General features: G+C 51.1%; 13 protein-coding genes. 12 read left to right on the forward strand and 1 reads right to left on the reverse strand.

The features are described 5' to 3' along the window. The first annotated feature begins 42 nt into the window (after positions 1 to 42). From FYJ73_RS02395 to FYJ73_RS02410, 4 genes are all read left to right on the forward strand, one after another. A complete protein-coding gene (locus FYJ73_RS02395) occupies positions 43 to 2,034 on the forward strand; it encodes an LTA synthase family protein (RefSeq protein WP_154533122.1) in 1,992 nt (663 codons plus the stop codon). Next, positions 2,031 to 3,005: a lysophospholipid acyltransferase family protein gene (locus FYJ73_RS02400; RefSeq protein WP_154533123.1), complete on the forward strand. Its 975-nt coding sequence runs from the start codon at positions 2,031 to 2,033 to the stop codon at positions 3,003 to 3,005. Before FYJ73_RS02395 ends, FYJ73_RS02400 begins: the two co-directional genes overlap by 4 nt. Before the next feature lie 42 nt (positions 3,006 to 3,047). Next, positions 3,048 to 3,884, forward strand: a complete 837-nt coding sequence (locus FYJ73_RS02405) for an alpha-1,2-fucosyltransferase (RefSeq protein ID WP_154533124.1) — start codon at positions 3,048 to 3,050, stop codon at positions 3,882 to 3,884. Positions 3,885 to 4,123: 239 nt separating this feature from the next. After that, a complete protein-coding gene (locus tag FYJ73_RS02410) occupies positions 4,124 to 5,137 on the forward strand; it encodes a glycosyltransferase family 2 protein (protein ID WP_154533125.1) in 1,014 nt (337 codons plus the stop codon). A 114-nt stretch (positions 5,138 to 5,251) separates the two neighbouring features. Here the strand turns inward: FYJ73_RS02410 and FYJ73_RS02415 are convergent, their stop codons facing one another. Beyond that, positions 5,252 to 6,022: a glycosyltransferase family 2 protein gene (locus FYJ73_RS02415; protein ID WP_206081668.1), complete on the reverse strand. Its 771-nt coding sequence runs from the start codon at positions 6,020 to 6,022 to the stop codon at positions 5,252 to 5,254. A gap of 147 nt (positions 6,023 to 6,169) precedes the next feature. On the opposite strand from FYJ73_RS02415, the gene FYJ73_RS02420 reads away from it, so the two are divergent. From FYJ73_RS02420 to FYJ73_RS02455, 8 genes are all read left to right on the forward strand, one after another. Next, complete coding sequence (locus FYJ73_RS02420) at positions 6,170 to 7,306, forward strand: glycosyltransferase family 4 protein (RefSeq protein WP_154533127.1); 1,137 nt, start codon at positions 6,170 to 6,172, stop codon at positions 7,304 to 7,306. 385 nt (positions 7,307 to 7,691) lie between these two features. Then, positions 7,692 to 8,303 carry a DUF4294 domain-containing protein gene (locus FYJ73_RS02425; RefSeq protein ID WP_235899191.1) on the forward strand — a complete coding sequence of 204 codons (612 nt, stop codon included), beginning with the start codon at positions 7,692 to 7,694 and terminating at the stop codon, positions 8,301 to 8,303. A gap of 526 nt (positions 8,304 to 8,829) precedes the next feature. Continuing rightward, the gene (locus FYJ73_RS02430; RefSeq protein ID WP_154533128.1) at positions 8,830 to 10,563 is read left to right on the forward strand and encodes an AAA family ATPase; all 1,734 of its coding nucleotides are present in this window, start codon (positions 8,830 to 8,832) and stop codon (positions 10,561 to 10,563) included. A gap of 70 nt (positions 10,564 to 10,633) precedes the next feature. Then, entirely contained in the window at positions 10,634 to 12,118 is a 1,485-nt protein-coding gene (locus tag FYJ73_RS02435; RefSeq protein WP_336509567.1) for an ABC transporter substrate-binding protein/permease, read from the forward strand. Next, complete coding sequence (locus tag FYJ73_RS02440) at positions 12,108 to 12,839, forward strand: amino acid ABC transporter ATP-binding protein (RefSeq protein ID WP_154533129.1); 732 nt, start codon at positions 12,108 to 12,110, stop codon at positions 12,837 to 12,839. The genes FYJ73_RS02435 and FYJ73_RS02440 overlap by 11 nt, the downstream gene beginning before the upstream one ends. A 96-nt stretch (positions 12,840 to 12,935) precedes the next feature. After that, entirely contained in the window at positions 12,936 to 13,124 is a 189-nt protein-coding gene (locus FYJ73_RS02445; protein WP_154533130.1) for a hypothetical protein, read from the forward strand. 20 nt (positions 13,125 to 13,144) lie between these two features. Continuing rightward, positions 13,145 to 13,744 (forward strand): ATPase, encoded by a 600-nt coding sequence (locus FYJ73_RS02450; RefSeq protein WP_206081669.1) that lies wholly within the window; start codon positions 13,145 to 13,147, stop codon positions 13,742 to 13,744. A 24-nt stretch (positions 13,745 to 13,768) separates the two neighbouring features. Then, on the forward strand, positions 13,769 to 15,187 hold the full coding sequence (locus FYJ73_RS02455) for an alanine/glycine:cation symporter family protein (protein WP_154533132.1): 1,419 nt from the start codon (positions 13,769 to 13,771) through the stop codon (positions 15,185 to 15,187). Positions 15,188 to 15,245: the final 58 nt, after the last annotated feature.

Consider the following 15,245-nt stretch of genomic DNA (forward strand, 5'->3'; position numbering starts at 1 on the left):
TTAAGTTGCAGACAAAAGATTAAAGTATAAGATATAAGTCAAATGGTAAGAGTTTACAATTCAAAGACAAGATCATGCAGATGGATAGGTCCGTTTGTAGCCTTACTGCTCAATCTGCTCATTGCCTTGGGCATGTACTTCATCGCCCGTGTGGAGTTTCTGTTGGAAAACTACAGCTATTTTTCAGAAAATCTGACGTTCAGCCATTTGTGTAGCCTGTTTGCAGGTTCCCTGCCTTTTGACAAGTCTGCCATAGCCTACACCAATTCGCTCTATATTCTGATGATGCTCTTCCCTTTATGGTTGAAAGAGACACCTGTCTATCACCGCGTGTGCAAGTGGCTGTTCATCGTGGTGAACACGATAGCACTGGTTATCAATCTGTGCGACTCGGTTTATTTTCCCTATACCCTGCGCCGCACCACGACGAGTGTCTTCCATGAGTTCCGCAACGAAACCAATTTGGGAGATGTCTTTTGGGGCGAGCTGTTGGGTCATTGGTATCTGCTTTTGTTGGCTGTCGTGGTGGTATGGCTTGCTTGGAAGCTCTATGTCATGCCGCGAACCGATGCCAGGCAGCTGCTCACCGTGAAGCAGCGGTTGACCTATACGGGTGTCTACACCGTGCTGTTGGTCTTCACGGGCTATATGACCGTGGGGGCTTGTCGTGGAGGATGGGCTTCAGGCACCCGTCCGATCACCATCAACAATGCCAACGAGTACGTAGACCGTCCTACCGAATGTGCTTTGGTGCTCAATACGCCTTTCTCTCTTATCCGCACCATCAACAAAAACGTGTTTGAAGTGCCCAATTATTATTCCAGTCTCGATGAGGCCGGCAAGGTCTTCACGCCGATTCACAATCTTCAAACCGTCAATGCCCCGGACACCATGAAGCGCAAGAATGTGGTAGTGCTCATTGTTGAGAGCTTTGGCCGGGAGTATATCGGCGGACTCAACAAGATGTATTTTGGCGGTAAGTACAAGGGCTACACGCCCAATGTCGACAAGCTCATCGAGAAGAGCGCCGTGTGGTATTACTCTTTCTGCAACGGTCGCAAGAGCATCGATGGCATGCCTTCCGTGCTCTGCGGCATACCTATGTTCAAGGAGCCCTTTGTGCTCACGCCGTCATCAATGAACAGCTACACGAGCATGGCAGGATTGTTGGACAAGGAGGGCTACACCACTTCTTTCTTCCATGGTGCCAACCGTGGTTCGATGGGTTTCCTGGCTTTCTCTAAGAAGGTGGGCTTCCAGCAATACTATGGCCGTCAGGACTTCGACCAGGACAGCCGTTTTGGCGGTGACAAGCAGTACGACGGTCACTGGGGCATTTGGGACGAGCCTTTCCTGCAATACTGGTGTGCCAAGCTCGGAACGATGAAGCAGCCCTTTATGTCGGCTTGCTTCACGGTGAGCTCGCATACGCCTTATGTCATTCCCGACAAATATAAAAAGGTGTATCCCGAGGAGGGCATTGTCATCCACAAGTGCATCCGCTATACCGACATGGCTATCGGCAAGTTCTTCCGTGAGGCCGAGAAGCAGCCGTGGTTCAAGAATACCATCTTTGTGCTGACCAGTGACCATACCAATCTCAGCGACCACGCGCAATACCAGACCGACATTGGCGGTTTCTGCTCACCGATCATTGTCTATGATCCAACGGCCAAGCTCGTCAAGCCCGGTATGCGCAATGCCATAGCCCAGCAGATCGACATCCTGCCGACGGTGCTCGGTGCCTTGGGCTATGACAAACCCTTCCTCAGCTTTGGCTGCAACCTGCTCACCACGCCCGACGATGACACCTATGCCGTCAACTATCTCAACGGCATCTATCAGTATGTCAAGCACGGCTATACCATGCAGTTCGACGGCAACAAAGTCGTGGGCATGTATAAGCTCACCGACCTGCTGATGCAGCACAACCTTGTCGGTCGCGTGCCCCAACAGGCACAGATGGAGCGTGAGCTCAAGGCGATCATCTATCAGTATATGTATCGTATGGTTCATGACAGACTGCACCCATGAAAAAGTTCTTTAGCTATATTGCTTACCTCATCGTGGCGGGACTGTGGTATCTGCTGTCGCTGCTGCCTTTCTGCGTGCTGTATGTGTTCTCCGACCTGCTCTATCTCCTTGCGGGGCGGTTGGTGCATTACCGGCACCGAGTGATTTGGAAGAATCTCCGCGAAAGTTTTCCCGAGAAAAGCGAGCGGGAATTGCGGCAGATCGAGCAGGCTTTCTACCGTCAGTTCTGCGACTATCTGATGGAAACCATCAAGATGATGACCATCAGCAAGGAAGAACTCAAGCGACGCATGCATATTTCCGCACCGGAAAGTTTCTGGCAGTGTTTGGACAACAATCAGAGCATTGCCGTCTATCTCGGTCATCTCTTCAACTGGGAGTATATGACCTCCTTGCCCTTATGGGTGGCTGATGACGTGCAGTGCTGCGAGATCTACCATCCCTTGGAGAACGCTTATTTCGACAGTCTTTTCCTTCGTGCCCGTGAGCGCCACCATGCGCTGTGCATCCCGATGATGGAGTCGTTGCGTCGCATCATCAGTTTCGGCAAGACCCACCGAGCTATCGTCGTGGGCTACATTGCTGACCAAGTGCCTTTCTGGAACAATATCCATCACTGGGTAGACTTTCTCCATCACGACACGCCGGTGCTCACAGGAGCTGAGCGTATCGCCAAGCATACCAACGAAGCCTGCTTCTACGCTTACATGCGGCGGACGCGGCGCGGCTATTACACCTGCGAGATGAAGCTCATCACGCTGGAGCCCAAGAAGAGCAAGGACTTTGAGATCACTGACGCTTACTTCCGGCTTTTGGAGGAAAACATTCGTGAGCAGCCCAGCCTGTATCTTTGGAGCCACAACCGATGGAAGCGCACCCGCGCCGAGTTCAACATCCGATACAATGCCGCCACGGGCAAGGTGGATCTGCGCGACCTTGATGTCATCAAGCGCGAGAAAGGAATCAACTGATACATCGCCGCTTTCAAACAATAAGACAGTCATCAACAGCCTATGATATTTGTCAGGGATAAAGGACGGATGTGTAACAACATCCTGCAATATGCTCATCTCTATGCATGGGGACGCGAGCACCACCGTGCCACGTTGTCCATGCGCTTCGCCTATAAATACCGCTATTTCCATATCTGCGACACGCCCCATCACAGTATGGCCTGGTATCTGATGGGCAAATACGGCGCGAAGCTCCATCTGTTGCCCGTCGTCACCTTTCCCTTTCACGAAGGCGACACGACACAGCAGGAACAAGCGTTGCTCCGCCATCGCCATTGTGTGGCAGAGGGCTGGGGCGTGCGCTTCTACGATCTCTTTATGAAATACAAGCAGGAGATCATCCGCCTCTTTGCTTTCCACGATGATGTCGAGGCCGTGGCGGCCCGGCGTATGCGTGAGGCAGAGGGCACTGCAAAGCCTGGCACGGGTGGCGTGATACGTTTGGGCGTGCACATCCGTCGTGGAGATTATGCCACTTGGCAAGGCGGACGTTACCTCTACACCGACGAGCAATACCTGAACATCATCCGGCAGACGATGGCCTTGTACACTGACCGACGGGTGATGGTCTACATCTGCGGCAATGATCCTCAGCTCAACAGACAGCTGTATATCGACACATTAGGAGCGGAACACGTTTGCTTTCCCGACGGCAATCCCGGTGAGGACCTCTGTCTGCTCTCGCACTGCGATGCCCTCATCGGCGCTCCCAGCACGTTTACCCTTGTCGCCTCGATGTATCATAATGTGCCACTCTATTGGATAGAGAATCCGGAACAGCCTCTCACCCCACAATGTTTCCGGCATTTCGACGAGCTGTTCAGAAAGATACATTGAGAGAGGCGGAGTTTCATCCTTTGCATACCGCCAGACGGCCGCTCGTGGAAGACGGTAGAAAATAATCAAAAACAGACTTGCGACTTGCGTTGCATAAAGTAATGACTCGTCAGAAACAACTTGCAATTCATATATAACACCGGCTCATAACTTATGTGACACCGGTTTATAACTCAAAGATCATCTGTTTTCATCATTCGAAATTAATCAGTTCATCATTCAAAACTTTTAATATAGACATGAAAGAAAAGGTGAGTATTATCTCCGCCGTGTATCAGGTAAAGCCTTATTTACCTGAGTTTCTTGATTCTATTCTTGCCCAGTCTTTTCAGGACTGGAAACTCTATTTGGTCGATGACGGCAGCACCGACGGTGGTTCTGCTGTCTGTGATGACTATGCACAGCGTGACCGGCGTATACAGGTCATTCATCAAAAAAATCAGGGCCTTGCTTTGGCCCGGCAGCATGCTTTGGATGTCTGCACGGGAGAATATATCTATTTTGCCGACAGCGATGACTGGCTCGAGCCCAATCTGCTGCAACGCATGATGGAGACCATGGAACAGCAGCAAAGCGACGTGGTCATCATCGATTACTATCGCAATACGGGAGACAAGCAGACCTATTGTCATACGCATGAAAAGCATATAGAAAACCTCAGCACCGCCGAGGCATTGCTTCGCATCTATTGTGATCGCATTTCGTGCTACATGTGGACTTATATGATGAAACGCAATATACCTCAGGAGCGCATCTATTGCGACATCTTTGAGGATCACTCCACCATCCTGAAATGGATGTCGCACGCCAAGAGGATCACTTTGCTGCATGAGCCACTCTATCATTACCGGCAGCGTCCCGGCAGTATTCTCCATAGCACAGGAAGTCTGAAGATCAATGCGACACTGTTCCGGGTGGTTTTGGACCGCTATGATTTTCTACGTCGTAATCACTTGTTGGAAGAGCATCAGAAAAAAGTAGACGCCTATACCATTCATGTCTTTCTGAAGTTGTGCAAGGACATCTCGCGCAGCAATGTCAGCTTTCATGAGAAGATGAAAGTCGTTCACGACATCCGCAGAGCCATCAAGGCTTTTCCCTGGTACTCTCCAGTCAGTCTTGGCACCAAATACTATCTTCGTCAATGCATCATGCGCGTGAGTCCTAAAGCGTTTATTCGTGTGACCGGTGCGACCTCGCTATTCTCTCATCCTATTCCCCGATTGAAAAGGAAACTGAGGGGACAACGCTGACAGATGGGCCACGGTTCCGGTTTGAAACCTTGTTTAGGCACGGTTGTGTACAACGGGAAGAGATGCGGCAAATAGATATAAACAGTAGAAAGGGCTGCCGGCAGGCAGTCCTTTCTACTGTTTCTTTTTGTTGAGCAGGTCACGTTCTATGATCTTGGCAACTAACAGGAATTGGTATTCGCCTATCAGTGTGCTGTGGATCAGTCCGGCAACGCCATTGCGGAATCCGCCGGAGAGAACATAGTCGCGGAAGGAATGCCACAATGGACGCAACAGCAGGGCGGCCACCCCATAGTGCTTGTTGGCGCGCTTCTCCACTTCGTTGTCGGAATAGCGGTTGTTTTTTTCAGCCACGTCTCTGACATAATTCTCCGCCAGGTGCACGAGATTCAGCCCCGGTTGCCAACGGATATGCTCCACGCGGCCTTTGACTTGCGGAATGGAATGTACATAAGGAGGCCACGTCGTCCTTTCTTTGATGAAGAACCGCAGTTGGTCGTCGCCGGGTGTACCTTTTTTCAACTGATTCATAAAGCGGTTGCGACGCGAAATAAACAGTCCTTGCGGACAATCGTCGGTGCCAATGCGCTGATAGAGATAGTCGTGCAGCTCGGGTGTCACCAGTTCGTCGGCATCCACCACCAGCACCCAACTGTAGGTAGCTTGATGGATGGCAAAATCGCGCGCTGGCTCACAGATGGCATATTGCCCTTTGGGAAACGTCACCACGCGGCATCCCCGGGCGAGCGCGATGTCACGGGTGTGGTCAGTGCTCTCCATGTCGCACACCACGATCTCGTCGAAGTCTTTCACGCTGTCGAGTACTTCCGCTAAATGTCGCTCGGCGTTGTAGGTGTTGATCACCACTGATATCTTGTTGTTCATCGCGTGCATTTGGTTGTTTATCTTTCTTCCATGTGTTTTCTTTGGTTACTTGCAAAAATAAGCAATTATCTTGTAACAGCAAAGCACTTCCCTATTTTTTCCTTTCTTCCACCTATATTATTGGGAAAGAATCATTACCTTTGTAGCATGAACATCAAAATAGGAATGGACGCGAAGCGCATCGTGCGCAATGCGTCGGGCTTAGGAAGCTATGGTCGCAATCTGGTCAATGCGCTGACCGGCAGCAGTGACTGTCCCGAAATCGTGCTCTATGCTCCCGACGAAGGGCAGGCCGACCTGCGCAGTCAGGTTCACGCCTCAGGGCGGTTGCGGTTTGCCTATTCGGGCAAGCACTGGCGACTGGCTCAGGACCTGTGGCGTGGCAAGGGCATTGTGGCGGATCTGCAGCGCGACGGCATCGACCTGTATCACGGACTCACCGGCGAACTGCCTCAGGGCATACGTCGCTCGGGCATCAAGACTGTGGTGACCATCCACGATCTCATCTTTCTGCGCCATCCCGAATACTATCATCGGCTCGACGTGATGCTCTATCGCCGCAAGTTCTACCGCACGCTGCGCGAGGCTGACCGCATTATTGCCATCAGCGAATGCACCAAGCGCGACATTCTCTACTACTCCGATTATCCCGCCGACCGCATTGATGTCATCTATCAGAATTGCAGCGGCGACTTCCGGCGCACCGCCGGCGACGGTGAGCGGGCGGCCGTGCGTCGCCGCTATGCGCTTCCCGACCACTATATCCTCAATGTCGGCACCATCGAAGAGCGCAAGAATGTGATGCTCGCCGTGAAAGCCTTGCCCCAGCTGCCCCGCCGGGAACATCTGGTCATCGTCGGGCGCAAGACCGCCTACACCAACGAGGTGATGGAGTATGCAGCCCACCATGGTGTCGACGACCGCATCGTTTGGCTCCACGGTGTGCCCAACGCTGATCTGCCAGCTCTCTATCAGATGGCCGACGTGTTTGTGTATCCTTCGCGCTACGAGGGTTTTGGCGTGCCCGTCATCGAGGCCGCTCAGAGTGGACTGCCTGTGGTGGCTGCCACGGGATCGTGCCTGGAAGAGGCCGGCGGACCTGACAACAGCTATGTAGATCCCGACGACAGCGATGCCATGGCGGACGCTCTTAACCGTCTGCTCGCCGATGACGACGAGCGCCGGCGCGTGGCGCAGCTTGGCAGCGAATATGTGCGTCGCTTCGAGGGCAACCGAGTGGCAGAACAGATGTTGGAAGAATACAGGCGGGTGATGGAGCGCTGAGAGTGAGGGCGGTGCGTTATGTGATTTCTTTTCCATGCCGCGACGGCCTGTCGTGCTGTGTGCTTGACTTAATAATAAGTTACGCGCTTGGTTGTTGGAATTAAGGTTTCTTGAAAGTTTTCAATTCATTCTCTCTTAAAACTCTCAATTCTGTCATTCTCTCTTCTTTGAGTTTGTTTTCGATCTCTTTCTTATTGGCGTAGGTGCAGAAAAAAACTTAGCTGTGTCAGATGATTTTGCGCTGACAGCGGGGAAGTCATCAAAATATAACTTAATTTATTTCCGTATCAGCCCAAAACTGTGTAATTTTGCGGCTGTTATGAAGGTTGCAAATTACATCATCAGAATGTGGAAGCATGTCGCGCTGGTTGCCGTGTGTCTCTGCATGGTGGTTGCCGCCCATGCACAGGGTGACATCGACCATCCGGGCCATGTCAATCCCGAGGACATGCAGGTGGATATGGACAACCCCACCTTCGTGCCGATGGTGAAGGTGGGCAAGGTGCTCATGGGGCGCGACTCCATCCAGTATGTGGAACTCAACAATGTGTGGGTGTTCACTCAGCCCGTTTTCAAGAACGCTCAGGAGCGTGCTGCCTTCAACCGCCTGGTCTACAATGTGAAGAAAGTGTTGCCCATTGCCAAGGAAGTCAATCGCATCATCATCGAGACCGGCGATTACCTCGAGACACTGCCCAACAAGAAGGCCAAGGACGAGCACATGAAGCGTGTAGAGGCGGCCATCAGGAAGGAATACACGCCACGCATGAAGAAGCTCACCTACAGTCAGGGCAAGTTGCTCATCAAGCTTGTCTACCGTGAATGCAACAGTTCCAGCTATGACCTCATCAAGGCCTTTCTCGGTCCTGTGCGTGCCGGCTTCTGGCAAGCTTTCGCATGGGTGTTTGGTGCCAGCCTGAAAAAAGACTATGAGCCCAAGGGCGTCGACAGACTCACAGAGCGCGTCGTGCTCCTCGTGGAGGCTGGACAGTTGTAGAATTGGCTTTACAAAAGTCTGTCATGTTTCGCTTTCATTCTAGAGAGAGCAATGAAGGCTTTTAATTGGAAAAGGCTTGTGTAATCCCCACAAAAACATGGAAATTTCGACAAAACAGTGGAATGACCTTGTCAAAACACTGAGATGACCTTGTCAAAACACTGAGATGATGAGGTCAAAACACTGAGATGACAAGGTCATCTCAGTGTTTTGACAGCGTAAAAAAGACATTTGGCGATGAAATCAAATGTCAATAAATTACAAGTGCTTGTCTTTTAGTGTTTTATAAAAAATCTCCAGAATCGCGATTTTCCAATCAGAGTAGTGTCTGCTCAAAAAAATCGCATTCTCAGAGGCGGAAAATTGTCAGAAAGCAAGACAAATTAGAGCGTGGCGGGCTGTAATGCTGTCAGGCTGACAATGTTATTGTGAGAAAGTCGTCGGGACTTGTTCTGATTTTTTTTCCTAAGTCTTGCTTATCTGAAAGGAAAAGGTTAAATTTGCATCAACGATAAGCAGCAAGACAATGAGCAACGATTTCAAGCGCATACCCTACGGCATCTCCGACTTCAAGCAGGTGCGGCAGGAAAACAAATACCTGGTAGATAAGACCATGTACTTTGAGCGGATGGAACGGGCAGGCAATTTTCTCTTCCTCGTCCGCCCGCGCCGCTTTGGCAAGAGTCTGTTCCTGAACATGCTCGAAGCCTACTACGATATCAATGAGAAGGACAACTTCCAAGAGTTGTTCAAGGGAATGTACGCCGCTGAGCATCCGACGGAAAACCACAATAAATACCTTGTGATGCACCTTGACTTCTCGAAAGTGCGAGGTGACCTTGAACACATAGGCGACTGTCTGGACGACTATATAGCTATACAGTGCAAACTCTTTGCCATTAAATACAAAGGGCTTTATCCCGAAGAACTCATGCAATTGATGCAAGAATGCAAAACGGGAGGTAACAAACTCAATCTTCTTGGCGACATGGGTAGAATGGTGGGATTGAGACTCTATTTGATCGTTGACGAGTATGACAATTTCACCAATGATGTTCTCAATATCAAAGGACAGCAGGCTTATCACGAGCTGACACATGGCACAGGTGTCTATCGTGAACTCTTCAAAAAGTTCAAGCCGATGTTTGACCGCATCATCATGCTCGGTGTTTCACCGATTACCCTCGACGACTTGACGAGCGGCTACAACATCGCGCTGAACATGACCATCGACTCGCGCTTCAACCAGATGCTCGGCTTCTCAGAGGAAGACGTGCGACAGATGATCCGCTATTACAAAGAGGTAGGAGCTATCAAGCCGGAAGTCACAGAGGACAGCATCATCGCAGATATCAAACCGTGGTACGACAACTATTGCTTTGCCGAGGACAGTTTCGGTACTGAGCCCAGTATGTTCAACAGTGATATGGTCTGCTATTATTTGAGTACACTTATAGACAAGGGGAAGAGGCCTAAAGAGATGATCGACCCGAACACGATGACAGACTACGGCAAGCTGAAGCGTCTCATCAGAATAGACAAGACAGAAGGTAAGCGTGTAGAAATCATTCATGACATAGCGGAGAAAGGTTTTATCAAAGCCCGTCTGGTCTCGCATTTTCCAGCCGAGCGGATGATGGAGTTTGGCAATTTCATTAGTTTACTCTATTATTATGGTATGCTTACTATTGGTGGAGTCGTTGGCGAGCGGCTCAAGCTGATCATCCCCAACAACAATGTACGCCTGCAATACTATCAGTATCTCTTGGATGAATACAGTACCATCCATTCCATCGATATTTCTGGATTGGATGATTACTTTGATCAGGCAGCTCTCGACGGCAACTGGCGACCGCTCCTCTCGTTTATCAGCAAGGCTTATCACGACACCACGGCCGTGCGCCAGCTCATCGAGGGCGAGCGCAACCTGCAAGGCTTCATGAATGCCTATCTCACACTGACCAACTATTACCTTGTCGCCCCCGAGATGGAATTCTCCCACGGCTATTGTGACTTCTTCCTGCTGCCCAACTATACGGTCTACCCGATGGTTGCCCACAGCTATATCCTGGAGTTGAAATATCTCAAGACCGACGCCACTGACGCTGAGGCCGCCCAGCAATGGACCGAGGCCGTCACGCAGATCAAGACCTATGCCGCCGACCGCAAGCTGCAAACAATGCTCCACGGCAGCCAGCTCCACCTTATTGTCGTACAGATCAAAGGCTATGATGTGGTGAAGATGGAGGAAATAAGATAAAGGTAAAAAAAGTAAAGAGGTAAAAGCGAAAAGAGAAGACAGGGACTAAGAGTAATCATAAAGAGAAACAGTGAAGAAGAGAATAAACATAGGTGTCGTGCTGTTGGTGCTGATGACACTTGTGGGTTGCGCAGGCAAGCCCAAGTCGATTCGTTCTGCACGGGACTTGCCGGGCAGCAGAATCGGTGTACAACTGGGTACCACCTCCGACACGAAGGTGTCGAAGATGGAACACGACAAGGCGGGTACACAGGTGGAGCGGTTCACCAAGACCGCCGATGCCATACAAGCACTCTTGCAGGGCAAGGTCAACTGTGTGGTGGAGGACGAACAGCCCGCCAAGGCTTTCGTGGCGCAAAACGACGGACTGGCTATCCTGCCCCACGCCTACAGCACGGAGCCTTATGCTTTCTGTGTGGCGCATGGACGGCGTGACCTTGTGCGAAACATCAACCATGCCCTGCGCTTGTTGCGCAACGATGGTACGCTCGACACCATCGTCAGCCGCCATCTCCGTCAGAAGATGAGCATCGCCTACCAGCCCAGGGCTATCGGACGACCCAATGGACGGCTCGTCGTGGCCACCAACGCTACGTTCCAACCCTATGAGTATTACGACAACGGGCGTGTCGTGGGTATCGACATCGACATCATGCAGGCTGTGGCCGACGTGCTCGGCATGACGCTGCAAGTGGAGGATATGAACTTCGACGCGGTGGTCACCTCGGTGCAGACCGGGAAAGCCGATGTGGGAGCCGCCGCGCTTACCGTCACACCCGACCGCCTGCGCAATGTCAGCTTCACCGACGCTTATGCCCGTAGTCGTCAGGTCATCATCGTGAAAGCGTCACATCACGAGGCGCGCTCGCAGAGCCTTGCGCAAAAATTCCGACAGGACTTCCTCGTAGAGGGCCGCTATCTCTATCTGCTGCAAGGTCTTGGCAACACACTCGTCATCACGCTCTTCGCCATACTCATCTCGCTCTGCCTCGGCTCGCTGATTGCCATCGTGCGCACCACCCACGACCGTACCGGCCGCTACACCGTGCTCAACGCCCTTTGCAAGCTCTATCTCGTCGTCATCCGCGGCACGCCGACGATGGTGCAACTCCTTATTATATATTATGTCATCTTTGCCGCTGCCGACGTGAGCAAGGTGCTCGTGGCCATCGTTGCCTTTGGTATCAACTCCTCGGCATATCTGGCTGAGGTCGTGCGCAGTGGCATCATGTCCATCGACCGAGGACAGAGCGAGGCCGGGCGCTCGCTGGGACTGAGCTATGGACAGACCTTGCGGCTGATCATCCTGCCGCAGGCTTTCAAAAACGTGCTGCCCGCTATCGGCAACGAGCTCATCACCCTGCTCAAGGAAACCTCCATCAGCGGCTATATCGGACTGGTAGACCTCACCAAGGGCAGCGATATCATCCGCAGCATCACCTACGACGCCATCCTGCCCTTGGGTGTAGTAGCTGTCATCTACCTTGCCATCGTGCTCAGCCTGTCCTCTGCTGTGGGGGCACTGGAAAAGAAACTACGCAAAAATGAAAGATAAAACGCTCATCACCATCGACCATCTCTGCAAGGCCTTCGGCGACCATGTAGTGCTGCGCGACATCAGCACCACCATACGCGAAGGCGAGGTCGTCGCCATCATCGGGCCTTCGGGCTGTGGCAAGTCTACCTTTCTCCGCAGTCTCAACTTGCTGGAGCGACCAACCTCAGGACATATTCTCTTTGAAGGCACCGACATCACGTCGCCCGAAATCAACATCAACAAGATGCGGGAACGCATTGGCATGGTGTTTCAGCAGTTCAATCTATTTCCCAATATGACCATTCGTCGCAACATCATGCTGGCTCCCGTGACGTTGGGAAAGCTGTCTCGGCAGGAAGCCGCTGCCACCGCCGACCACCTGCTCCAGCGTGTGGGGCTTGCCGACAAGGCCGATGCATGGCCCGACAGCCTGTCGGGCGGTCAGCGGCAGCGTGTGGCTATCGCGCGTGCATTGGCGATGAACCCCGACGTGATGCTGTTTGATGAACCCACGTCCGCCCTTGACCCCGAGATGGTGGGCGAGGTGCTCCAGATCATGCGCGACTTGGCTCATAGTGGCATGACCATGGTGGTGGTCACCCATGAGATGAGTTTTGCCCGCGATGTGGCTTCGCGCGTGCTCTTCTTCAATGGTGGTGTCATCGAGGAAGAGGGAAAGCCCGAGGACATCTTCTGCCATCCACGGTCGGAAAGGCTCAAGAGCTTCCTCAAAAGATAGATTTCGGCTATTGCCGTTATTTTCTTTTCATTTTGAGTCAATCAACAAAATTATTTCGTATCTTTGTCACATAATTATATTATAACAAGGTTGCTTATGGAGACAATTAATAGTTATAGACTTACCAGTTTAGAGGAGCCAACAGATGACATGCTGCACCAAATAATGAGTGAGGCAGCAGAAGACGCCAGACGTAAAGGAGATGCAGCGCATAAACGCTATTTCGATCTCATACGTAAAGACATTATTGCTCAAAGTCAATTTGGTCAGAAGAATAACCTATAGTCTTTACTTCCAAGATGATAATGAGGGAACACAAGCCGGTTCTTATAGTTATAGCCGGCCCTAATGGCTCTGGAAAAACAACCATCACTTCTAAAATATTGCATCATGAATGGTTGGAAGATGCGGTCTATATCAATCCGGACATCATAGCTCAAGAAAGATTTGGTGATTGGAATGATAAAGACGCGATCATGAAGTCTGTGCTTTATTGCGAAGAATTGCGTGAGAATTGTTTGTTGAGTAAACGAAGTCTTATCTTTGAAACGGTTTTATCTGTTCCGCAAAAATTAGATTATATTCGAAGAGCAAAAGAAGCTGGCTTTTTTGTTCGTTTATTTTTTGTTTCTACAAATAGTCCGGCCATCAACGCTGCAAGAATTGCAAAGCGTGTAATGGAAGGAGGACATGATGTCCCTATTCCCAAAATTATATCTCGTTATCATCGTTCAATAGTAAATTGTCGTATGGCCTCTGCGTTTGTGGATCGTACTTACATATATGATAATTCCATTGATAATCACGAAGCGCGATTGCTATTTCGAATGGTTGACGGGCAAATCTATAAAACGTACGTTGATGATATGCCGGAATGGGCTACAATGATATATGATGCAAGATAATAATTCGTAACTAACAAAAGAGAGATGACAGAGATATTTTCAGCCGATGGTTGGCTCAACACCGCGATCACTCATATAAATAATGTGTTGTGGACCTACATCCTTGTAGCTGCCCTTATCGTCTGTGCTGTGCTGTTCACCATCAAGACGCATGGCGTGCAGTTCCGTATGATTGGCGAGATGATACGCCTGTTGGGCGACTCGACGAAGAAAACCCATGAGAAACACGTCTCGTCGTTCGAAGCCTTCGCCGTGTCCATTGCCTCACGTGTGGGTACCGGCAACCTCGCTGGTGTGGCCACAGCCATTGCTGTAGGCGGTCCGGGTGCCATTTTTTGGATGTGGGTCATTGCCCTGCTTGGTTCGGCTACCGCCTTTGTGGAGTCTACGTTGGCCCAACTCTATAAGCGCAAGACAGAGGGGAGTTATATCGGTGGTCCCGCCTATTACATGATGTTTGGGTTGCACAAACGCTGGATGGCGCGTCTCTATGCTGTGCTGATCACTATCACCTTTTGCATGGCCTACATCTCCATACAGAGCAACACCATCTGTGGTGCCATGCAGGGAGCCTTCGGCGTACAGCCGTGGCTGATGGGACTCATCTTGGTGGTGCTTGCTACGGCCTGCGTCTTTGGTGGCATCAATCGCATCGCCAAGGTCAGCAGCATCTTCGTGCCTGTGATGGCCGTGCTCTATATTCTTTTGGCTCTGGTCATCCTTGCCGTCAACATTCAGCTTGTGCCTCGCATGTTTGCGCTCATCATCGAGAATGCTTTCGGCTTCCGGCAGTTTACCGGTGGTACCTTCGGCGCTATGATGATGACGGGTATCAAGCGTGGACTGTTCTCCAACGAGGCCGGTGAAGGATCGGCAGCCTGCGCGGCCAGCATCGCCGATGTCAGCCATCCTGTCAAACAAGGGTTGGTGCAGGCACTCAGCGTCTTTACCGACACACTGCTCATTTGCAGTTGCACCGCCTTTATCATCCTGCTCAGTGGCGTGTATACCGACAATAGTCTCAATGGCATTCAACTCACACAGACAGCTCTGCAGTATGAGATCGGCACGGCTGGCCCCACGTTTGTCGCCATAGCCATCTTCATGTTTGCCTTTTCGTCGATCATCGGCAACTATACCTATGGCGAGATGAACGTAAAATTTCTCACTCACGATAGGCGTTGGCTGATTTTCGTGCGTGTGATGAACGGTATTGTCATGGTGATCTTCGGTGCTCTGGCCAGTCTCGATTTGGTATGGAACCTTGGCGACTTCTTTATGGGTTGCATCACGCTGTGCAACCTCTTTGCCATCGTCAAGCTGCATCCCCATGCCGTCTTCCTGCTGAAGGATTATATCCGGCAGAAGCGGGCAGGAATCAAGAGCCCCGTGTTTCATAAAAGCCAAATGCCCGAGATTGCCGATGAACTCAGTGCATGGTAGAAGCGTTGCGGGGTAAGTATACTATATCTGGTGTAAGTATACTATATCATCGTTCTGA

The sequence above is a fragment of the Hallella mizrahii genome (assembly GCF_009695775.1).
In the GTDB taxonomy this organism is placed as follows: Bacteria; Bacteroidota; Bacteroidia; order Bacteroidales; family Bacteroidaceae; genus Prevotella; species Prevotella mizrahii.